Annotated in this window: 18 protein-coding genes; 2 read left to right on the top strand and 16 right to left on the bottom strand. The window is 67.4% G+C overall.

From position 1 onward, the window contains the following. The first annotated feature begins 73 nt into the window (after nt 1-73). Nucleotides 74-430, top strand: coding sequence for a permease (locus QP415_RS02060; protein WP_285098322.1), 357 nt, complete (start codon nt 74-76; stop codon nt 428-430). Nucleotides 431-539: 109 nt separating this feature from the next. On the opposite strand, the gene QP415_RS02055 is transcribed toward QP415_RS02060, so the two are convergent. The 15 genes from QP415_RS02055 to QP415_RS01985 form a co-directional block, all read right to left on the bottom strand. Continuing rightward, on the bottom strand, nt 540-911 hold the full coding sequence (locus QP415_RS02055; RefSeq protein WP_016460261.1) for a cupin domain-containing protein: 372 nt from the start codon (nt 909-911) through the stop codon (nt 540-542). After that, nucleotides 908-1729 carry a class I SAM-dependent methyltransferase gene (locus QP415_RS02050; protein WP_048674633.1) on the bottom strand — a complete coding sequence of 274 codons (822 nt, stop codon included), beginning with the start codon at nt 1727-1729 and terminating at the stop codon, nt 908-910. Before QP415_RS02050 ends, QP415_RS02055 begins: the two co-directional genes overlap by 4 nt. Before the next feature lie 80 nt (nt 1730-1809). Beyond that, nucleotides 1810-3483: a phospho-sugar mutase gene (locus QP415_RS02045; protein ID WP_285098320.1), complete on the bottom strand. Its 1674-nt coding sequence runs from the start codon at nt 3481-3483 to the stop codon at nt 1810-1812. Nucleotides 3484-3487: 4 nt separating this feature from the next. After that, complete coding sequence (deoC, locus tag QP415_RS02040; protein ID WP_285098319.1) at nt 3488-4141, bottom strand: deoxyribose-phosphate aldolase; 654 nt, start codon at nt 4139-4141, stop codon at nt 3488-3490. A gap of 20 nt (nt 4142-4161) precedes the next feature. Next, nucleotides 4162-4869, bottom strand: coding sequence for a purine-nucleoside phosphorylase (gene deoD / locus QP415_RS02035; RefSeq protein ID WP_016460265.1), 708 nt, complete (start codon nt 4867-4869; stop codon nt 4162-4164). A gap of 111 nt (nt 4870-4980) precedes the next feature. Beyond that, nucleotides 4981-5964: a sugar-binding transcriptional regulator gene (locus QP415_RS02030; protein ID WP_285098317.1), complete on the bottom strand. Its 984-nt coding sequence runs from the start codon at nt 5962-5964 to the stop codon at nt 4981-4983. Between the two features lie 36 nt (nt 5965-6000). After that, on the bottom strand, nt 6001-7287 hold the full coding sequence (locus QP415_RS02025) for a thymidine phosphorylase (protein ID WP_285098315.1): 1287 nt from the start codon (nt 7285-7287) through the stop codon (nt 6001-6003). Further along, nucleotides 7274-7729 carry a cytidine deaminase gene (locus QP415_RS02020; protein WP_285098314.1) on the bottom strand — a complete coding sequence of 152 codons (456 nt, stop codon included), beginning with the start codon at nt 7727-7729 and terminating at the stop codon, nt 7274-7276. Before QP415_RS02020 ends, QP415_RS02025 begins: the two co-directional genes overlap by 14 nt. A gap of 8 nt (nt 7730-7737) precedes the next feature. Continuing rightward, a complete protein-coding gene (locus QP415_RS02015; protein ID WP_285098313.1) occupies nt 7738-9018 on the bottom strand; it encodes an ABC transporter permease in 1281 nt (426 codons plus the stop codon). Beyond that, a complete protein-coding gene (locus QP415_RS02010) occupies nt 9005-10144 on the bottom strand; it encodes an ABC transporter permease (protein WP_048674616.1) in 1140 nt (379 codons plus the stop codon). Before QP415_RS02010 ends, QP415_RS02015 begins: the two co-directional genes overlap by 14 nt. After that, on the bottom strand, nt 10141-11706 hold the full coding sequence (locus QP415_RS02005) for an ABC transporter ATP-binding protein (RefSeq protein ID WP_285098311.1): 1566 nt from the start codon (nt 11704-11706) through the stop codon (nt 10141-10143). The genes QP415_RS02010 and QP415_RS02005 overlap by 4 nt, the downstream gene beginning before the upstream one ends. 92 nt (nt 11707-11798) lie before the next feature. Continuing rightward, nucleotides 11799-12893: a BMP family lipoprotein gene (locus QP415_RS02000; protein WP_048674610.1), complete on the bottom strand. Its 1095-nt coding sequence runs from the start codon at nt 12891-12893 to the stop codon at nt 11799-11801. 152 nt (nt 12894-13045) lie between these two features. After that, nucleotides 13046-15349 carry a bifunctional metallophosphatase/5'-nucleotidase gene (locus tag QP415_RS01995; RefSeq protein ID WP_285098306.1) on the bottom strand — a complete coding sequence of 768 codons (2304 nt, stop codon included), beginning with the start codon at nt 15347-15349 and terminating at the stop codon, nt 13046-13048. Nucleotides 15350-15417: 68 nt separating this feature from the next. Further along, nucleotides 15418-17796, bottom strand: a complete 2379-nt coding sequence (locus QP415_RS01990; protein WP_285098304.1) for an ExeM/NucH family extracellular endonuclease — start codon at nt 17794-17796, stop codon at nt 15418-15420. A 275-nt stretch (nt 17797-18071) separates the two neighbouring features. Then, nucleotides 18072-19196 (bottom strand): GuaB3 family IMP dehydrogenase-related protein, encoded by a 1125-nt coding sequence (locus QP415_RS01985; protein ID WP_016460275.1) that lies wholly within the window; start codon nt 19194-19196, stop codon nt 18072-18074. A gap of 100 nt (nt 19197-19296) precedes the next feature. On the opposite strand from QP415_RS01985, the gene QP415_RS01980 reads away from it, so the two are divergent. Continuing rightward, nucleotides 19297-20049 (top strand): exonuclease domain-containing protein, encoded by a 753-nt coding sequence (locus QP415_RS01980; RefSeq protein ID WP_016460276.1) that lies wholly within the window; start codon nt 19297-19299, stop codon nt 20047-20049. 1125 nt (nt 20050-21174) lie between these two features. Here QP415_RS01980 and QP415_RS01975 read toward each other — a convergent pair. Next, on the bottom strand, nt 21175-21864 hold the full coding sequence (locus tag QP415_RS01975) for a transaldolase family protein (protein ID WP_003790462.1): 690 nt from the start codon (nt 21862-21864) through the stop codon (nt 21175-21177). Between the last annotated feature and the right edge of the window lie 23 nt (nt 21865-21887).

The following is a 21887-nucleotide window of genomic DNA, read 5'->3' as shown; positions in this document are numbered from 1 at the left end:
CTGGGGCCGGGTAGAATGGTCGCGCGGCCCCTCGTGAAACGGCCGTGAAACGCTTATCTTCCAAGGGGTTCCCGTGCACGTCGGACTGATCGCCGTCTTCCTGCTTCTCGCTCTCGCTCTCATCGCGGGCGGCCTCTACCTCTTCATGTCCGGGCTGACCGCACGCGCCGGGGTGTGCCGCCCGCCCCTGGGGCTGCGCCTTCAGGGCGTCGAGCCCGGCTCGCAGGACTGGGAGCGCGCCCACCGCGCCGCGTGGCCCATCCTCTTCGGTGGTGGCGTCCTGGGCACCGCCCACGGCATCGCCCTGGCTGCCACCACCCTCATGGACGCGCGCGTCTCCGTGCCCATCGTCTTCATCGTCTCGGGGCTCATCGTCGAGGTCGGCCTCTGGCTGGTCGCCAAAGGCGCCGGGAAGGCGTCGCTGAAGTAACGCCTCGCGGGGCGCCGATGCCCCGCTCACCCGCCGCGGATACGACAAACGGGCCCCGGCCTCGTGCATCACCTCACGAGGACGGGGCCCGCCGCACAGTGTCGGGGTCTCAGGCCTTGGGGCGCTCGCGGCGATCGAGCATGTACAGGGCCATCTTCGAGGGCTCGAGCGCGCGCACGGCGTGCGGCAGGCGCGTGCCGAAGTGGATGACGTCGCCGGGCTTGAGGACAACGGTGCGACCGTCAGCCTCGATTTCGAGGGCGCCCTCGAGGGTGTGCAGGATGACGGGCATCGCAGCGGTGTGCTCGCTGAGGATCTCGTCCTTATCAAAGCTGAAGAGCACCAGGCGCACGCCCTCAGCGTGCATGACGGTACGCGACACCGTGGCTTCCTCGTTGACCTGGATCATCGAGGCGATGTCCTGCAGGTCCGTCATGATGGGCGTGGGGACCTCGGTGTTCGAATCGAGGGACAGGCTCATTGGCTCTCCTTGGGTTTGCGCGCGACGATGGCGACGCCGCACAGGTGTCGATCATATTTCTGAAACGTGCGCGCCATCGTCGTGACGCGTTCACGCAGGTCTTTGTCTCGCGCGACGTTGCGCATGATGCGCAGGGCACCGCGCACGCCCTCGTCGGCGACCATTCGGCCGGGCTTGAGGAGGGCCATGGGGGCCATACGGGTTTCTTCGACGACGAGGCCGACGTCCTCGAGCGCACGCCTCCAGTCCGCGACCGTGAGGGGGCGGGCGTTGACGTTGATGGCGCGGGCAAGGGCACGGCGAATCTCGGTAGCGGGTTCTTCCCCGATGGTGTCGGGGCGCATCGCCAGCTCGTGGATGACGTAGCGGCCGCCGGGTCGTAGGATGCGCGCGGCCTCGCCCATGATGGCGCGCTTGGCCTTCTCCCCCTGCATGGAAAGCATCGCTTCACCGACGACGACGTCCGCGCTCTCATCCGGCAGACCGGTCTCGGCAGCATCAGCGTTCACGCAGCGCCCCACGCCCGATGCAATGGCGTCCACGCGCGTCGCAGCGTTCGGATCGCGCTCCACGCCCACGTAGGAGGCGGGTCCCACCCCGATGATCGCCGAGGCCGTGACGCCCAGGCCGGGCGCGAACTCGACAACATCGGAACCAGGCAGAACTGCGCGCTTGAGGGCCCACGTGCTGAGCGCGAGTCCTCCGGGGCGCAGCACCGTCTTTCCGGCGCGTGCAAGGACCCAGTGGCCGGGTGCCTTCTCGACGGGCCGGTCGGCGAAGGGAAGGGCCTCCGCCAGCGATTCACTGTGAGTTGCCATATACGCAAGTATAGCGTTATCTATTTCTTCACGCAGGGCTATACCCACAGAAAATACGCCGACGGACCCCTTCCTCTGGACTACAGACCGATAATCTCGGCGAAAGCTCCCTTAATTGCGTCGAGGCGCTCGCGCGCCTGGTCCCAGGGCAGCGGCTCCCCGTCTGCGACCGGCAGGATCACCTCGAGGTAGCACTTGAGCTTGGGCTCGGTGCCGGAGGGGCGCGCAATGACGCGGTCCCCGGCCTCGGTGAGCACGAGGACGCCGTCCGTGGGCGGCAGGCCGCGGTATCCCTGAGAGAGGTCCGAGACCTCGACGACGGGCGAACCGGCGAGGACGGTCGGCGGCTGGGCGCGCAGGCGCGCCATACCGCTGGCGATCTGCTCGATGTCGTCGACGCGGAAGGTCAGCGGCGAACTCACGTGCAAGCCGTGCAGTCGCGCCAGGCGCTCCAGCTCGTCCCACACGCTGCGCCCCTGCGCCTTCAGCGAGGCCACGAGGGAGGCGGCGACGACCGAGGTCGCGATGCCGTCCTTGTCGCGCACGTGGGCAGGGTCCGAGCAAAAGCCGATGGCCTCCTCGTAGCCGAATCCAAGCCCGGGGGCGCGTGCGATCCACTTGAAGCCGGTGAGCGTCGTGTGGTGCTCGAGGCCGTGAGCGCGGGCGATCCTCGAGAGCAGCCGCGAGGACACGATCGAGTTCGCGAGCGAGCCCGTCAGGCCCCGCGAGGCCAGGAACTCGCCCAACAGCGAGCCGATCTGATCGCCGCTGAGCGGACTCCACCCGGTCTCCGACGCCGGGTCTGGCACCGCGAGCGCGCAGCGGTCCGCGTCAGGATCAACCGCGATGATGAGGTCTGCCCCTTGCTCGCGCGCCTGCTCAATCGCCATGTCGAGCGCGCCGGCCTCTTCGGGATTGGGGAAGGGGACGGTCGGGAAGTCGGGGTCGGGATCAGCCTGGGCCGCCACGAGGGAGACGTTGGTGAATCCGGCCTCGGCTAGGACGCGCGAGGTAATCTCAGCACCCACGCCGTGCATGGCGGTCAGGACGATGCGCAGGTCCTCGCGCGCCGATGCGTCGCCCGAGGCCAGGGCGGACGCGCAGGCCACGTACTCCTCGCGCGGGTCCACGGCCTCGATGAGGTCGTCGTTCATCGGGACCTCATCCGCGGGCGGCGCGGCCTCGATGGCGGCCGCGATCTCGGCATCGAAAGGCGGGACGATCTGCACGCCGCGCCCGTCGCCCTGAACGACGCTGCCGCCCAGGTAGACCTTGTAGCCGTTATCGGGGGCGGGATTGTGCGAGGCGGTCACCATGACACCCGCGTCCGCGTCGAAGTGCAGCATCGAGAAGGAGGTCAGCGGGGTCGGGTTGGCCTGCGGCAGCGCGAGGACGCGGACCCCCGCAGCCGAGGCGACGCGGCAGGCGGCCGTGGCGAACTCGGAGGACCCGTAGCGGGCGTCGCAGCCGACGACCAGCGTGGGGGTGCCAGTTGCGTGGCGCTTGACGACCTCGCACAGGCCCGCGGTCGCGCGAATGACGACCGCGAGGTTCATGCGGGACTCGCCCGGACCCACGACGCCTCGCAGGCCGGCGGTGCCGAACTGGAGGGGGCCGTTCATGGCCGCGCCGACGCGGGCCGCCGCCTCCTCGTCGCCGCGCTCCGCGGCCTCAATGTCGGCGCTCAGGGCCGAGGCCGTGGCGGGGTCCGGGTCGTGGCTCGCCCACTGGCGGGCGCGCTCGAGCAGCTCCATCGTCTCAGTCCTCCAGTCCTGCCAGGATGGCCGTCGTCGCAGAGACGCCCAGGCGGGAGGCTCCGGCCTCGATCATGGCCACGGCCGTCTCGGCGTCACGGATACCGCCCGAGGCCTTGACCCCCAGGGCGTCGCCGACCGTGGCGCGCATGAGGGCGACCGCGTGGGTCGAGGCGCCGCCCGCGGGGTGGAAGCCCGTCGAGGTCTTGACGAAGTCTGCACCCGCAGCCACCGAAGCCGTGCACGCGGCGACGATCTCGTCGTCGGTGAGCGCGGCGGACTCGATAATGACTTTGAGGACGCGCGGGGCAGGGACGACGCGACGCACGTCCGCGATCTCCTCCTCGAGCTCGTGGAGGCGCGCGTCCTTCACCAGCTCGATGTTGATGACCATGTCGATCTCGTCCGCGCCGTCGGCGACCGCCTGGGCGGCCTCGAAAGCCTTGACCTGGGGCTTGACCGCGCCCGAGGGGAAGCCGACCACGCAGGCGACCTTCAGGCCCTCGGGAACGTCGAGGGGCAGCATCGAGGGGGACACGCACACCGAGAAGGTACCGGCCGCGGCCCCCTCCTCGACGATGCGCGCCACGTCCGCCTTGGTGGCCTCGGGCTTGAGGATCGTGTGGTCGATGAGTGCGGCCACGTCACGCTTCTTCATGGAACTACTTTCTTGTCGCATCACAGCTGGGCCAGAGGCAGGGCCAGCTCCATCATGGTGGTAAAGGAGGTCTGACGCGCCTGGGCGTCCGTAGCCTCGCCCGTCACCAGGGAGTCCGAGACCGTGAAGATACCCACGGCCTCGACACCCGCGTGAGCGGCCGTCGCGTACAGGCCCGCAGACTCCATCTCGACCGCGAGCACGCCCATGCGCTGCCAGGCCTCGTTGAAGGTCGGATTCGCGTTGTAGAACGTGTCGGAGGAGAGGATGTTACCCACGTGGATCGGCACGTCGGCCTCGCGGGCGCGGCGCACCACGTCCTCAATGAGGCGGAAGGAGCCGATCGGCGCGTAGGAGCCGGGGATCTGGTACTGGTCCAGGAAGGCCGAGTTCGAGCAGGCGGCCTGGGCGACGACGACGTCGTACAGGTTGACGTCGGGCTGCAGGGCGCCGCAGGTGCCCACGCGCACGAGGCGCGTGCAGCCGAACTCGTGGATCAGCTCGTGGGCGTACAGCGAGATCGACGGGATGCCCATGCCCGAGCCCATGACGGACACCGGGGTGCCGCGGTAGGTGCCGGTGTAGCCCAGCATGTTACGCACCGCGTTGAACTGGCGCGCATCCTCCAGGTAGGTCTCGGCGATGAACTTGGCGCGCAGCGGGTCTCCGGGCAGGAGGATCGTCGGCGCGATGGGGGCGGTGGGGTTGATGTGCGGTGTCGAGCGCATGTGTCCTCCTGTGGTGTCGAGGAGCCGGGGCTCCGTCGAGGCTTCTTTACCCTTGTCGCAAGGCTATGCCGTGCAATTGAAATGTGTCAATGAATGCTTTGACAAATGTTCTCATCCGCCCGGGGCGTCCTCGAACGCCCCACGCGGGATTACCCTCTCCTGCCTCTCCAACAGAGCAAGGGCCAGGTCCTGATCGACCACGAGGTGCGTGGCCAACCCCATGTGCAGCGCCGTCTCCAGCGCCTCCGCTTTGACTCGCCCACCTGCAACCAGCACCCGTACGGGGCGAGCGCGCAGCTCCTCGAGCGTGATACCGACCGTGCGGCGGTCGACCGAGGCCAGGGCAACCGCGCCCTCGCGCGTAAAAAATCGCGAACACGCGTCCCCGACCGCGGCGCGCAGGAGCGCCTCCACCTCGTCGTCCTCGAGCTGGCCAAGGTTCAGCGAGAGGGCCTCGCGCCCCAGCGCCCCCACCGTAAAGACCGCCACGTCCACTCCGCGCCCCTCTTGCAAGACACGCTCAATCGCCCGGTCGCGGCGCACGATCGAAAGCATCGCCGTGTCCTGGAAAATCACCGGCAGCGGCAGGTAGCGCGGCTGCGCATCGAAAGCCTCGCAAAACGCCCGCATGATCTCAAAATCATGCGTCGCCCGCTCAGAAAACGACGTCCCGCCCTTGAGCTGCACGACGCGCACCCCCTGACGAGGGGCGCGCGTCAGGTGAGCCGCGAGCGCACTCATCGTGCGCCCCCAGGAAATCCCCACGCTGATGCCGTCGCGCACGAGCTGAGTCACCACATCCGCACCCACGCGGCCAACCTGCTCGATGGCCTCGCCCTCGGTCATATCGCGGCCGTGGGCGACGCGCACGCTCGCCAAGCCGAAGCGCTTCTCCAAGCGCAGGGCGATCTCCGAGGCATCCTCGCGGGGATCGTGGATCTCGATGGTCACGAAGCCGCGCTCACGGCCACGGGCAAGGAGTTTGGCGACCGTGGGGCGCGACAAACCCATGCGGGTGGCGACCTCGGCCTGGCTCAGTCCCTGCTGGTAGTAGAGCTTGACGGCCTCGATCGACTGTTCGTCACGCCTTTCCACGATTCCTCCTCCCTGCGCGCTCGCGGTTTCACGGCTTCAGGACACGGTCTCCAACACGACGCTGCGAGGCTCGGGGGTGACCCCGTCAGCGATCTCGATCGCGCCCGAGAGCGACTCCAGTGCACGCTCGATGCGCCACTCGTCGTCGGTGTGGAGCGTCAGCAGAGGCTGACCCGCCGCGACGCGCTCCCCCGGCTTGGCGTGGATCTCGATGCCGGCGCCCGCCTGCACCGGGTCCTCCTTGACGGCGCGGCCTGCGCCCAGCCTCCACGAGGCCACGCCCACGGACAGGGCGTCCATGCCGACAACGGTTCCCCCGGCCTCGGCGAGGACCTGGTGGGTGTGCGCGGCGCGCGGCAGCGGCGCATCCGGGTCTCCGCCCTGCTCGCGGATCATCGCGCGCCAGCGGTCCATCGCGCGCCCGTCCGCCAGCGCGGCCTCCACGTCGGCGTCGCTCACCCCCGCGAGGTCGAGCATGTTGCGCGCCAGCTCGCAGGTCAGCTCAACGACGTCGGCGGGGCCGCCTCCAGCGAGAACCTCGACGGATTCCTCGACCTCAAGAGCGTTGCCGATCTTTCGTCCCAGCGGCACGGACATGTCGGTGAGCAGCGCCCGCGTGGCGACCCCCGCGTCGCGGCCGAGGTCCACCATCGTGCGGGCGAGCTCGCGCGCGGCGTCCAGGTCCTTCATGAAGGCGCCCGATCCGACCTTGACGTCCAGGACCAGGGCTCCCGTGCCCTCGGCGATCTTCTTGCTCATGATGGAGCTGGCGATCAGCGCGATCGACTCCACGGTCGATGTGATGTCGCGCAGCGCGTAGAGCTTCTTGTCGGCGGGCGCCAGGCCTGAGCCCGCCGCGCAGATGACCGCGCCGCAGCCGGAACCCAGCTGGGTCATGATCTCATCGTTGCTCAGCTGGGCGCGCCACCCGGGGATCGCCTCGAGCTTGTCGAGGGTGCCGCCCGTGTGCCCCAGGCCTCGGCCCGAGAGCTGCGGGACGGCCACGCCGAAGCACGCGACCAGCGGCGCCAGCGGCAGCGTAATCTTGTCGCCCACGCCGCCCGTGGAGTGCTTGTCGGCCGTCGGCTTACCGATGCCGGAAAAATCCATGCGCGCGCCCGAGCGGATCATCGCGTCCGTCCAGCGGGCAATCTCGCCCCGGTCCATGCCGCGCAGGAAAATCGCCATGGCCAGGGCGGCCATCTGCTCGTCCTTGATAACGCCCTTCGTGTAGGCGTCGATCGTCCAGTCGATCTGGTCGGGGGTCAGCACTCCCCCATCGCGCTTGACGCGGATGATGTCAACGGCATCAAAGAGAGCCATCGTGTCCTTCTTTCTCCGTCGGCGAGGCCGGGGTGGCCTGGGCGACGCTCGACAGGTCGTGGGGTCCGAACGCGCCGGGCAGCACCTCGGTCATGGGGGCGACGCCGCCGGGCATGAGGACCAGGCACAAGGGCCCGCCGTGCTCGTAGATGAGCTGGCGGCAACGCCCGCACGGGGCCACCGGCTCCTCGTTGCAGTTAACGGCGACGACCGCGACGAGCGTGCCACCGCCGGAGCGGATGAGGTCTGAGACCATGCCGCATTCGGCGCACAGGGTCACGCCGTAGCCTGCGTTTTCGACGTTGCAGCCGCTGACGAGCCAGCCGTCGGCGGTCAGGCCCGCAGCCCCCACGGGGAAGTTCGAGTAGGGGCAATAGGCGTGGTGCATGGCCTCGATAGCCTCGGCCAGCAACGCCTCCCAGTCAATATCTGTTGGATCCATACGAGTTCTCACTTCACGTAGGGGATGTTCTCGGCGGCGGGCGCGCGCGACTTGCCGACGAATCCAGCAACGGCCACGATCGTGACCACGTAGGGGATCATCGACACGAGGTCCGCGGGGATCGCGGGCTCGATGTTGGGCAGCATGCGCGCCAGGGCTTGCGCGAAACCGAACATGACGGCCGCGCCCATGGCACCCAGCGGGTTCCACTTGCCCAGGATCATGGCGGCCAGGGCGATATAGCCGTTGCCCGCGGAAATGTTATCCGTGAAGGCCAGGCCGGAACCGATCGTGAAGAACGCGCCGCCCAAGCCCGCGAACGACGAGCCGAGGATCGTGTTGAGGGTGCGCGTGCGCCCCACGTTGATACCGACGGTATCGGCGGCGCGCGGGTGCTCACCGCAGGCTCGCAGGCGCAGCCCCCAGCGCGAACGGAACAGGAAGAACGCCAGGGCGATGACGGCCGCGTACATCAGGTACACGAGGATCGACTGGTTGAACAGGACCGGGCCGACGACCGGGATTTCCGAGAGCACGGGGATCTTAATGTCGGACAGCGAGAACTGGTTGGTGTTCAGGCTCCCGGGGGAGTTCTTCATGATCGTCCCGTAGAAGAACGTCGTCAGGCCCAGCGCCAGGACGTTCAGGACGACGCCGACGATGATCTGGTCGACCCCGTACTTAACGGAGAACAGCGCCAGCAGGGACCCCAGGGCCGCGCCCGCGAGGGGTGCGGCGACGAGGCCCGCGTAGGGGGTCTGGAAGTACGAGGCCGCCATAACGCCCGCAAACGCGCCGACGAGCAGATCGCCCTCAATCGCGATATTCACGACGCCGACGCGCTCCGAAACGACACCCGAGAGGGAGCCGAAGATGAGCGGCGTCGAAATCGCCACGGTGGACACGAGGGTCGAGGTCAGGGTGACGACGCCCGTCGACCCGGAGCCCGCGTAGAACAGGAATCCCAGGATCGTCGACAACCCGACGACGGCCATCCCTCCAACGCGCGCCCACGCGGGCTGGGTGATGCGCCGCACGGTCGCCACAACCGTCCACGCGGTGATCGCGATCGTCAGGACTGCAAGCACCCACACGATGGGGGCACCCGCGGTAACGATGTCGGGGATCGTATAGGACTGCGACTTGTCGTTCAGGCGCAGCGTCATGTCGCCTCGGGCAGCCACCGCGAAGACGACGAGCAGAACGCAGGCCGCCACGTAGATGCCAGGCAGCTTCCAGGAGCGCTTCGCCTCAACCTGCGTGACCACGGTGGACTCACTTGTGCTCATCAGCGTTCCCCTTTCGCGTCTGCGCGGCCAGCGCGCGCACATCGGGCAGACGGAACAGCCAGCGCACCAGCGCCGGCGCGGCAATCAGGAGGACGATCACCGACTGCAGAATCAGGATCATGTCGATCGGCACGCCCTTGGCCTGCATCGTGTAGCCACCCGCCTTGAAGGCACCAAAGAGGAGGCCCGCACCGAATGTTCCCCACGTCTTGTTGCGCCCCAGCAGGGCCACCGTGATCGCGTCGAAGCCGATCGAACCGGCCACGTCGCGCGAGACGTACCCGATGGTTCCCAAGGCCTCGTTCGCGCCAGCCAGGCCCAGGAACGCGCCCGAGAGAACCATCGTGATCGCCGTGATGCGCTCGACCGAGATGCCGGCCGTGCGAGCGGCGGCCGCGTTCGCGCCGACCGCGCGAATCTGGAACCCCAGCGTCGAGCGCTCGATGAGCCACCAGAAGAAGGCGAGGGCAACCAGGGCGACAATGAAACCGACATGCAGCTTGAAGGGCGCGGGGAGCAGACGCGTCAGAGCCGCGCTGTCCGCGACCTTCGGCGTCACCGGCTGGTTCGAGCCGGGCACCTGCCACGCCTTCTGCGTGAGCGTGTACCCCAGACCCAGCGTCGCGATCGAGTTGAGCATGATCGTCACGATCACCTCGTTCGCGCCCGTCTTCGCCTTCAAGACGCCCGCGATGCCGCCGTACAGACCACCCGCAATAATCGCGACAAGGAGGGCCACCAGCGTGTGGAGGACCGGCGGCAGGTTCACCGCGAAGCCCACCCACACGGCCGCGAGCGCTCCGACGATGATCTGGCCCTTACCTCCGATGTTGAACAGGCCGGCTCGGAAACCGAGCGCCAGGCCCAGGCCCGAAATGATCAGCGGGATCGAATAGAACAGGGAGTCCGTCAGCGGCTTGATCTGGCGGACGAAGGTCGCCGCGTTGGGGTCGATGATCGATCCGCGGAACATCGCGTAGTAGGCGTCCACCACGGACGCCCCCGACAGCGCGATGAGGACCGCACCGATCACAAACGCAATGAGGACGGCCAGCACCGAGACGAACCACTGCGAGCCAAAGATCCGGGTGAGGATGCCCGGCCCGTTACTCGTGCGCGCGCTCATTGTTCCTCCTTCCTGACAGCCCCGGGGTCCGTGGCGCAGCCCGAGGAGGCGGCCACGGCCTCGTCCAAGGGGACACCCGCCATCATCAGGCCGAGGACGTCACGGCCCGTGTCAGCCGGGACGATGCCCACGATGCGGCCGCGGTACATGACGGCGATACGGTCCGCCAGCGAGACAACCTCGTCGAGTTCCGAGGAGATCAGCAGGACCGCGCAGCCCTGGTCCCGCACGTCCACGATCCGGCGGTGAATGAACTCAATCGAGCCGACGTCGACACCGCGCGTCGGCTGGTTGGCGACGAGCAGCGTCAGGTCGCGCGACATCTCACGGGCCACGACCACCTTCTGCTGATTGCCGCCCGACAGGGAGGACACGGGATCCTCAATCGAGGTCAGGCGGATGTCGTACTCCGCCTCCTTGTCGCGGGCGTTGCGCGCAATCGCGCCGCGTTTCAGGGAGCCGAACGAGGCGAAAGCCGAGGAGCGGAACTGGTCCAACACCAGGTTATCCGCGATCGAAAACGAAGCGATGATGCCATCCGTCGAGCGGTCCTCGGGGATAAAACCGACTCCCGCGTCCAGGGACTGACGCGGCTTCGCACGCGTAATGTCCGCGTCCTCGAGGCGGATCACGCCGCTGTCGGGGGTGCGCAGGCCCAGGATCACCTCCGCCAGCTCCGTCTGCCCGTTACCCTGCACGCCGGCGACCGCCAGGATCTCACCGCGCGGAACGTCGAAGGACACGTGGTCGAGAAGCGGCACGCCGCCCGCACCGAGCAGGGACACGTCCTCGAAGGCTAGGCCGCCGCCAGCGGGATGCGCGGGATCCTTCTCCACGCGCATGAGCACCTCGCGTCCCACCATCTGCGTGGCCAGCGAGGCCTCGGAATCGCTCGGGGACGCGTGCCCCACGACGCGGCCGCGGCGAATGACCGTGATCTCGTCGGCCACGGCGCGCACCTCGCGCAGCTTGTGGGTAATGAACACGATCGACGTCCCCGCATCGGCGAGCTGACGCATGATCGTCATCAACTCATCCGTCTCCTGAGGGGTCAGCACGGCCGTCGGCTCATCGAGGATGAGGACCTTCGCCTGACGCGACAGGGCTTTGACGATCTCCACCCGCTGCTGAGCGCCCACGGGCAGATCCTCAATGAGGGCATCAGGGTCCAGGTCGAAGCCGAAACGCGCCGACACCTCGCGCACCGTGCGCCGTGCGCGCTCTCGGCTGATAATCCCCGCCGGGCCGGTCGGCTCAAAACCCAGGGCAATCGACTCCGCGACCGTGAAAACAGGGATCAGCATGAAGTGCTGGTGCACCATGCCGATACCCGCCGCGACCGCATCTCCCGGCCCCTTGAACGTCACGGGCGTACCGTCGATGAGAATTTCACCCTCATCGGGTGCGTGCATGCCGTACAAGACGTTCATGAGCGTGGACTTGCCCGCGCCATTCTCTCCGAGCAGGGCGTGAATATGCCCCTCCTCGATCGTTAAATCAATCGAGTCATTGGCGATGAGGGGACCAAACCTCTTCGTGATCCCCCGCAGCTCTAATTTCATTCCTTCGACCTTCCCCAGCCGGTGGGCGCACCCCGCCCCGATGCCCGTGTGGGGCCGACAGCGTCACCGCCGCCAGCCCCACACGCATCGCATCACTTCGGGGCGTTCTGCGATTCGATCACGAGCTTGCCGGACTTGATGTCGTCCGTGAGCTTGCTCAGATCCGCCTTCAGCTCAGCGGACACCTTGTCGTCGAAATCGTGGAACGGAGCGATCGAGACACCGCCGTTGGCCAGGGTGCCCACGTACGGGGTCGCGCTGAACTTACCGTTCACGGAGTCCTGAATCGCCTGCTCGACCGAGGCGCCGATCTCCTTCATGACCGAGGTCAGTACGATCGAGGAGTAGTCGGGGTTCGCCTCGTACCAGTCGGAGTCAACGCCGATGATCCAGGTGTTTCCATCCGCCTTGGCGGCCGCAGCAGCACCCAGGCCGACCGGGCCCGCGACGGGCATGATGATGTCCGCACCCTGGGAGATGAACTGCTGCGCCTGCTCCTTGCCCAGCGTCTGATCGTCGAAGGACTGCGTAAAGGAGCCGTTCTGCGTGGCCTTGTCCCAGCCGAGCAGCTGGACGCTCGTCCCCTTGGCCTTGTTGTAGGCCGCAACACCATCGGCGAAGCCGTCCATGAACACCGTCACCGAGGGGATCTGGATGCCACCGAAGGTCGCGACCTTGCCGGTCTTCGTCATGCCCGCGGCGACGTAGCCCGCCAGGTAGGCGGCCTCGGCCGTGTTGAAGAGCAGCGGGCGCGCGTTCTCCACCGTCACCGTGTTGTTGTTGCCATCGTTGAAGCTGGAGTCGACGAGGGCGTAGTGCAGGTCCTTGTTCTCGTCGGCGGAAGTGTGGATGGCCTTCTCCAGGTTGAAGCCGACGCCGATGATCAGGTTGCAGCCGTCGGAGACCATGGACTCCACGTTCGGGTTGAAGTCGGCGTCCGAGTTGGACTCGGCCGTGTTGATCTGGATACCGAGGCTGGACTGGGAGGCCTTGAGGCCGTCATAGGCGGACTCGTTGAATGACTTATCGTCCCAGCCGCCGGCGTCCGAGACCGCGCAGGCCTTGAACGAGCTGGCGTCCTTCGTCCCCGTGGACTGGCTGGTGGTGGCCCCTCCGCCGCCACCGCAGCCGGCCAAGGCGAGGGTTGCGACTCCCGCCGCGGCGAGGAGCTTCGTGAGGTGCTTCATGAGTGTTTTCCTCCGTTGATGTGGATTCTTCCTTGAACCGGTGGCGGCGCGAGCCGCGGATCGTGTCCGCGCAGCCATTGCGCGAACATTTGTCATGATCGACTTTTACGTCTGATCCGAGTGTCTCGCGCCGCCTCCGCGCCTGTCAAGGGCTACTTGTTCTCGCTTTGGTAACGATTGGCGCGGCGACGGGCGACCAGCCCGGCAACACCGATCGCACCGACAAACAGCGCTCCGACCAGGCCCTCCGTGTCCGCGCCCGTGCGGGCCAGGGAGCTCTTGGGAGCCTTCGCGTTCTTGTGCTGCGTCGGAGCTGGCGCCTGGCTGCCGGACTGGGAACCATCCGCAGCATCGGTCGAGGGGCTCGGGGCGGGCGCCGCCGTTCCCGCGCAGGTCACGGGGATCGTCAGGCCGTCCGAGGCCTCGACGACCGTCGCGAAGTCGGTGGCAACCGTGACGGGCACGTTCACGACCTCGCCAGCGGCCTTGCCCTCGCAGGCGCCGACGACCGTCACGTCCACGCTCGCCTGGCCTGCCCCGTCCGTCGTGATGACCGAGGCAGCGTCGGAGGCATGCGCGTCCACGAGGGAGTTATCGACCTCGGCCACGGCCTGCGCTCCCCCGGCGCTCACGCGCACCTTCGTGGTGATGGACGGCCCCTCGGAGAAGGACAGGCCGCGCAGCGGGATCGTCACCATCGAGCCGTCGGCAACCGCCTCGGTGGGCAGGGTCAGGCCGATCGAGGACTTCGCCTCGCGCGGCGTCAGGCCGCCCGCGTCCTGGAGGGAGCGGGCCGCCGTCCCCGAATGCGCACCCAGGTAGGCATTGAAGGAGTCGCGGTCCAGGTTTCCGTTCGTGGTGGCCGCTCCCCCGCGGGTCAGGGCGTCGAAAGAGTCACCGCCAGCGAGCAGGAAGGTCACGGACCCGACCGTGTACGTCGCGTCGGCCTTCAGCGGCTCGCCGTTGATCGTCACCGACGTGATGCGCTCCCCGTAGGGCTTCGCCGGGTCGTAGGTGTAGCGCACGTTCGAGGACAGGCCAAGCTTGAGCATGGGCCGGGAGTTCTGCGAGTTCAGGTCCGTCTTCCACTGCTGCTCGAGCGCGTCCTTGACGTCCGATCCCTTGAGCGTGACGTATCCCAGCTCGTTGGAGAAGGGCTCGACCTCGTAGGTCTGCGCGTACGTGATCGTCCCGTCCTCGTTCGGCACCAGGTCGGCGCGCAGGCCACCCGCGTTGATCATGCCGATGTCGACGCTCTTTCCGTCCGGGGTGAGGATGGTTTCACGCAGGGAGTCGGCCACCAGGTCGCCCAGGGAGGACTCGATGCCTCGGTTCGATCCGGGATCCGTGGCCCCCTCGGGGGTGGTGAAGACGCCGCGCCTGAAGGGCTCCGTGTACCCGGTGGCGACGACGCGCTTGCCAGCTTCCTTCGAGTCGGCCTCGGCCTTATCGACGATGGCCTGAGTATCGGGGTCCGCACCGCACTGGGCGACCTCGGCGGCAGGGATGAGGATCGAGTCCGCACTGGTCACCTGGCGCGTCGCGGGGTCGATCGTCAGGCGGATGAGGCCCAGGTTGTCCGTGTACGAGCCCGACGCGATGCCCGCCAGGCGTGGGTTCGCGGAGTTGAAGGCCTCGACCGAGTTCACGTGGTCGAACTCGTAGGGAACGTGCGTGTCCCCGCCCATGAGGCCGTCGACGTCCTTGCCGACCTTCGTGTAGTTGTTCTTCACGTCGTCGTCGAGCATGGCGATGACGACGTCGGCCTGTCCACTGGTCTTCAGCTTCGCAGCCAGGGAATTGATGCGCGCGATCGGGTCAGTGAATGTCAGGCCCTCCGTCGTGCCGGGACTGAGCTTGTAGGGCACGTCCTGAGCAATTGCACCGATGAACGCCACCTTCATGCCCGAGGGCGACGTCCACACCTTGTAGTCCCCCAGATACGGGATGCCGTCACCGTAGGTGCCCATGCCCTCGATGTTGGCCCCCAGGTAGGGGAAGGTCGCCTGCACGAATTCGCTCGGGTTCGACCCGTCAACGCGCTGCTTGAAGACGGCCTGTCCCATGTCCAGCTCGTGGTTGCCAATCGTCGAGGCCAAAGGGTTCATTGTGTTGAGCGCCGCGATGGTCGGGTTGTCCTTGAGCGCGCCCGAAATGTAGGGGGACGCGCCAATGTTGTCGCCCAGCAGCGTGAACGAGGAGTTGGGGTTCGTCGCGCGTGCCTTCTTCAGATAGCAGTTCATCGCGGGCAGCCCGGCCTCGCGCACGACACCCTTCTTGGTGACCTGCTGGATGTGTCCGTGAACGTCCGTCAGGGTGTAGAGGTCGAGGGTGATCGGCGCGGCCTCGTCCGCTGAGGCCTCGTCCTGCCCGGCCGCGAGCGCTGCGGCTGGCAGGGACGCCAGGGAGAGGGCGGCCGCCGAGGCGAGCGCGAGTCGAGTCCATGGTCTGTGCATGGGTGTGTTCCTTTCATCGGGGCGGCGCCGGCGCCGCGTCCTGCATTGTGCGTGGGGAGTTTGTGGGGTCAGCCGCGGCGGCGAACGCGACGCGCGACGAGGAGGAGGCCACCGCCCGCTGCGGCAAGGAGGACACCCAAGCCCACCGCTCGGTCGGCATCGGTGCCGGTGCGCGGCAGGTTACCTGGGGTGCGGGTCTGGCGCGTGGGTGTCGCGCGGGGCGAGGCCGTGGTCCCCTGGGAGAGGCCGCGCTGGGGCGCCGGGGACGGGGCTTGGGACGAGGCCGGGGCCGGGCTGGGCGCCTCTGTTGGGGCGGCGGACGGGTCGGCGCTCGGCGCCGGGGCTGGATCCTCTCGACCGCTCAGGGTGAGCCCAATGAGCTCGGGGTTGTGATCCGAGGAGCGGTAGGGGTTGTCCGCCTCGACGGCCAGGTGAGCGTTCATACCGGCCCGCGAGTATTCGAATGCGATGGATTCTTGGGCGTTGACGGCCCAGCTGGTCACCCCCGCGAGGAGCGGCTTGGCGGCCGCGTTGGCGAAGACATGGTCGAGCGATCCCGAGCGCCCCGAGTAAACGTAGGAGGACTCGCCAGCGCCGGATACGTGCGCCCAGCCCGCGTTTTCGAGGGTCTTGATCGGGTCCTCCTGGGAGTAGGAGTTGAAGTCGCCGACGAGCAGGGTCGGTTTGTCCGAGAAGCGAGCGGCGAAGGATGCCAGCGCCTCGGCCTGTGCGACGCGGATCGCGTTCGCGTTGCCCTGGCCGTCGCCGTTGTCGACGTTGCCCTCGCCCGCGCCCTCGGGCACGGACCCCTTCGACTTGAAGTGGTTGGCGACGACGACGAAGGAGGCGGGCGTGGATCGCTCGGCGGTGACACGCACGAACTCCTGAGCAAGAGGCTGGCGCGCCAGGCCCGTGAACGCCGGGTCGTCGTCAATGAGCGACTCACCGATGGGGGCGACGGTCGCGGGCTTGTAGATGAAGGCGACGCGGATGACGTCCTCGGCCTCGGGAACGGTCTTGGGCGAGGGCACGTACGCCCAGGTCCCCGCTCCCGCTGCCTTGTTGAGGGCCTCGACAAGGCGCGCCAGGGATGCGTCGCGGTCCGTTCCCACGCCCACGGCCACCGGGTTTTCGATCTCCTCCAGGGCGACCACGTCGGCCCCCAAGGCGTTGATCGCTGAGACGATCTTGGCCTCCTGGTTCGCGAAGGCCTCGCGCGAGAACGCGCCGCGCACCTTGCACTTCTTCGCCGTCACGAAGGCGCCCGTGCGGTCGGGGTAGCCCGTGCATCCGGCCTCGTCGACGCCCAGGTCCGAGAAGTAGTTGAGGACATTGAAGGTCGCCACGCGCGTGTCACCTCCGACCGTGGGGGCGCTCGGACGCTGCCCCGTGATGGTGACGGGCGAGCGGTCAGGGTACCCGGCGACCATGGAGGTCGGCTGGAAAACGAAGGACCCGTGCCTGGGTTCAAGGACAACCGGCCCCGCGAAGGACACGTGGTAGCCGACGCGTGCGGGCGAGCCGTTGGCCAGGTAGGCGTAGGCGGCCTCGGTGGCGGCCCCCTTCAGCAGGTTCGTGTTCGTGCCATCATCGAGGGCGATGACGCGCGCAGCATTGGCGGCCTCGTAGTCGCGGGCCGCCTGCCCGGGAGCGACCACGTCGGTGGCCGAGCGCAGCGGGCTCTCACCCGGGGTGAGGGCGAGGGTGCCGTATTGGTTCGTCTGGTAGTTGTCGGTAATGGTCCACGTGCCCTGGGGAGCCAGGAGCATCGACTCGTAGGGCTCCGCCTGATCGGGGGTAGGGACACCGGTCACCGGCGTGGGTGTCACGGCCTGGCAGCCCTCGACGTTACTCACGGAGGTCACCGCCAACTGGGTGAGGCTCTGCAGGTTTCCCTTCGCGGTCGTCGCGGGGAACTCACCAACCGTTCCGGTGACGCGCACGCACGTTCCGACCGCTGGAACCTGGCCGTTCTTCCCCGCGTAGACAAACAGAGCATCCGAACTCGCGCGTCCTTCATCCCACGCGCCGCCCGACCCGGGGGTCTGGATCGTGTAGCCGTCCAGCGTCGCGCCCAAGCCGGACTCGGCGGCCGGGTACGCGGCGGTCACAACGCCAAGCGTCGTCACGGCGGCCCCCACCATCGCGGAATCATCCCCCGCACCCACGGCCTGGATGTCCGGGATCGGCGTATCGACGAGGCCTGGGCTGGCCTCCCCCGACTGCGCGGAAGTCTCGGGAGCGGAAGATTGAGCGGGCTGCGTCGGCTCCTCAGGCTGCGCCGCACCTGACTGGGCCTGCGTGCCCTCAGTCTGCGCAGCTCCCGACTGGCTTGCTTCCACAGCACCCGATTGGCCCGCATCAGCCGCCCATGCGGCGGGCACAAGCCCGATCGCGGACAGCGCGAGCGCGCCGAATGCAGCTAGTGATCGTGTCCCGCACTTCATCGGGATGTCCTCTCAACCTCACCTCACCGTGAGGGGCCGACCAGCCCCGTGCCGCAGGCGTCTTTACCAACGGCAACACGAGTTATGACAAGTGTAATCACATGCACACGTGTGCGGAAGACATTGAGAATATTCCCGCAAATACAAGGCGTTTCCGGGCGAGCGTGCACCCGACAGCGAGAAGCGGCCCCGGCCTCGTCAAACTGAGCCGAGGTCGCGGCGTTCCCCAGGCCTCGGCATACCCAGCCCCGGCCTCGTCGCGGAGCGAACGAAGGTTAGGACGCCGAGTACGGGGAGACGACCACCTGGGCGCGCTGCAGATCCTTGACCTCCGAGTATCCCGTCGAGGCCATGGTCCGTTTGAGCGCGCCAATGAAGTTCAGCGAACCATCCGCGCGCGTCGAGGGGCCATAGAGGATCTGCTCAAGCGTGCCCGTCGTACCCACGTGGACGCGCTGGCCGCGCGGCATATCCGGGTGCGTCGCCTCCGACCCCCAGTGCCAGCCGCGCCCGGGAGCCTCCTCCGCGCGAGCGATCGCCGCACCCAGCATGACAGCGTCCGCGCCGCACGCAATCGCGCGCGACAGGTCACCGGAGCGACCAATGCCGCCGTCCGCGATGACGTGCACGTAGCGGCCGCCGGACTCGTCCATGTAGTCGCGACGGGCTGCCGCCACGTCCGCGATCGCCGTCGCCATGGGCGCGTGCACGCCCAGGGACTGGCGCGTCGAGTGCGCCGCTCCCCCGCCAAAACCGACGAGGACACCCGCCGCGCCCGTACGCATCAGGTGCAGAGCCGCCGCATCCGTACACACGCCACCGACGATGACGGGGACGTCCAGCTCGTAGATGAAACGCTTGAGATTGAGGGGCTCGCTGCGCGAGGAGACATGCTCGGCGGACACGGTCGAGCCGCGAATGATGAACAGGTCAACGCCCGCGTCCACGACCGCGCGCCAGTACTTCTGCACGCGCTGGGGTGAGAGCTTGCCGGCGACCACCACGCCGGCTTCGCGCAGCTGCTTGAGGCGCGCGGTGATCAGCGACGGCTTAATCGGCTCCGAATAGATGCGCTGGAGGGACGCGATCGACTCCTCCTCGCCCAGGTGGGAGATGCGCTCAAGGATCGGGGTCGGATCCTCGTAGCGGGTCCACAGGCCATCCAGGTCGAGCACGCCGATACCACCGAGGCGGCCGAAGGCGATCGCCGTCTCCGGGCTCATCACCGAGTCCATCGGGGCCGCCATCACGGGAATGTCGACGTGGTAAGCGTCGATCTGCCAGCCCACGTTGACGTCTTCGGGATCCCGGGTGCGCCGCGCGGGCACGAGGGCGATATCGTCCAGCGTGTAGGCGCGGCGCCCGCGCTTGCCACGACCGATTTCCACTTCGTCGCTCATGACCCGATTCTACTGCCTCCAGCACGCTTCCACTGCCTCCGGGACGCAGATGTGCCCGCCCTCTGCCACACTGGAGTCACCGGCAAGGCGAGGAGCAATCATGAGCTGGATCGACGACCCATGGATGGGTTTTGACACCGAGACGACGGGCGTGCGCGCACTCAAGGACCGCCTCGTCACCGCCGCGCTGGTGCTGCGCATCGACGGCGCCTCCTACCGCAGCGGCGTCAGCGCCCCCGACCAGGTGGCCACGTGGCTGACCGACCCGGGCGTCGAGATCCCCGAGCAGGCCACGGCCGTCCACGGCATCACGACCGAGCAGGCGCGCCGCGACGGCCGCCCCATCGAGGAGGTCCTGCACGAGCTGGCCGGTTCCATCGTCGAGCACTGGCTGCGCGGATACCCGGTCGTCGCCTTCAACGCAACCTACGACATCACGCTGGTGAACCAGGAGCTGCGCCGCCACCACCTGGGGTCCTTCGAGGAGCGCCTGGAGGGTGCGCCGATGCTGGTTGTCGACCCGCTGGTTTTGGACCGCAAGCTCGACCGCTTCCGCAAGGGCAAGAAGACGCTGACGGAGATGGCGCCCGTCTACGGGGCGGTCGCTTCCCCGGACGCTCACACGGCCGAGGTCGACGTGGCCATGACGCTCGACGTGCTCGCCGGCATGGTGGATAAGTACCCGCAGCTGGGGTCCATGAGCGCCCTGGAGCTCATGGATTATCAGCTCCAGGCTCACCAGGATTGGGCCGAGGACTTCGAGAAGTACCTGCGCAAGCAGGGCAAGGACGCGAACATCGACCGCGAGTGGCCCCAGATCACGCCGCGAGGCCGCGGCGGCGACCAGGAGTAAGAACACGTCGGGCGGGGGTCGGCGGTCGGCCCCCGTTTTCGTTGTGTCTGAAGAGTCCTCCGTGCGGTGCATGGACGAGCTGCATGGAGGGTGCGGCAGCTAGGTGACGCGATGGCTGGGGTGAGGCGAGCCTGGCCGAGCAACGCGCAACACGTCACCAGTACGCGCAACACGTCACCAGTGTGGAGGGCGCCGCGAGTAGCGCGGCCTGCCCCCAAAAGTCGCATGCAATTCAATTAAGTGAAGATTCAACAAAGCCTGAAAACGTTGCAATTCCAGCGCATATCTTTCAATATCTGAAAGGTTGACAGGGAAATTGCATGCGACATTGTCAGGGAACTATCCCCATGCCCTACACAGGACCAGACCAAGGGACATGACGCCAGTTCGGGAGGATGACGCCAGTTAGGGAGCATTACACCACCTCCGAACTGGTGTAATACCCACCTAAGTGGTGTAACACCACTTAGCAACAAGCCTGAACGCGGGCTCGCTCGAGTGGACAGGCCAAGGCCGTCGGCCACCAGCTCACATACGGATAGGTAAGCAACATCCGGATAGGTAACGAGCATCCGGATAGCTTAATAAGCTATCCGGATGTGCATAACCTATCCACGTGCGCACAACCTATCCGGATGACACCTGGGGGTACAGGGTTTTGCCGAGCAACGCGCACCACGCGCCACCAGTGTGGAGGGTGCCGGCGGGGAGCGATGCCTGTTCGCCCACAAAAGTCGCATGCAATTCGATTAGGTGAAGATTCAACAGAGTCTGAAAACGTTGCAATTCCAACGCTGTAAATTCATGGTTTGAAATAGTCACAGGGGAATTGCATGCGAAATTGGTGGGGATCAGCGGTGAAGAGGCGCGAGGGCTGCAGGTAACGTGGGCCGGGCACGCGCAACGCGCCACCAGTGTGGAGGGCGCCGGCGGGGCCGCGGCCTGGCCGGGCTTCGAGCCGACGCGCCGAGCGAAGCTCGTGGCGCGGACCGTGAGCGGGCAGGCGGGCCCGACGGCGCCCGGAACACCGGTGGCGCAGCCAACGGAACGCCGGTGGCGCAGCAGCAATGCGGGTATGCGAGAGGCCCGGAGGCGAGTCACCACCTCCGGGCCTCTACGCACAGCTCACTTTTCCTTGATGAGGTCCAGCCACGTGCGGCGCTCGCCGACGAGGAAGCCGAAGTCGCGGTTCTGGTCCGCAATGGCTGCGTCAGTCGCGGGGTTCTTGATGAGCGCGGCCAGCACGTCGGGGGCCGCGGTGATAGCACCCACGCCCTGGCGGACCAGCTCGAGGACCTGCTCGGAGTTCTTGAAGGACGCGGCCAGAACGTCGGCCTTCAAGTCGTAGGAACGCAGGGTGCGGTGGATTTCGGAGGCGACGCGCACGCCGTCGATGCCGTAGTTGTCCATGCGGTTGACATAGGGGGCGACGTAGCGGGCGCCCGCCTTGGCGGCCATGAAGCCCTGCATCGAGGAGTGGATGCCGGTCGCGGTGACCTGCATGCCTTCGCGCACGATGCGCGGGATGGCGGCGAAACCTTCGCGCGTGACGGGGAGCTTGATGAAGAGGTTGCCGCCGATCTCGCCGCGCAGGGCACGGGCCTCGGCGACCATGTCATCGGCGCGCTGGGAGACGATCTGGACGTGCAGCTGAGCGCCGTCGGGCAGGAGCTGCTTAATGGCGTGGAGCACCTCGAGAGGTTCCTTGCCCTCGCGGTACAGGATCGTCGGATTGGTGGTCACGCCGTCAATGGGCAGGTATTCCAGGGTCTTGGCGATGGAATCGACGTTCGCGTGATCGATGAGGATGAGCATCTGAGCAGCTCCTTTGCGGTGTT

Origin of the sequence: Pauljensenia sp. UMB3104 (assembly GCF_030217285.1) — a bacterium.
GTDB lineage: Bacteria > Actinomycetota > Actinomycetes > Actinomycetales > Actinomycetaceae > Pauljensenia.
The sequence above is the reverse complement of the archived record's forward strand: the minus strand, read 5'-3'. Positions and strand labels throughout refer to the sequence as shown.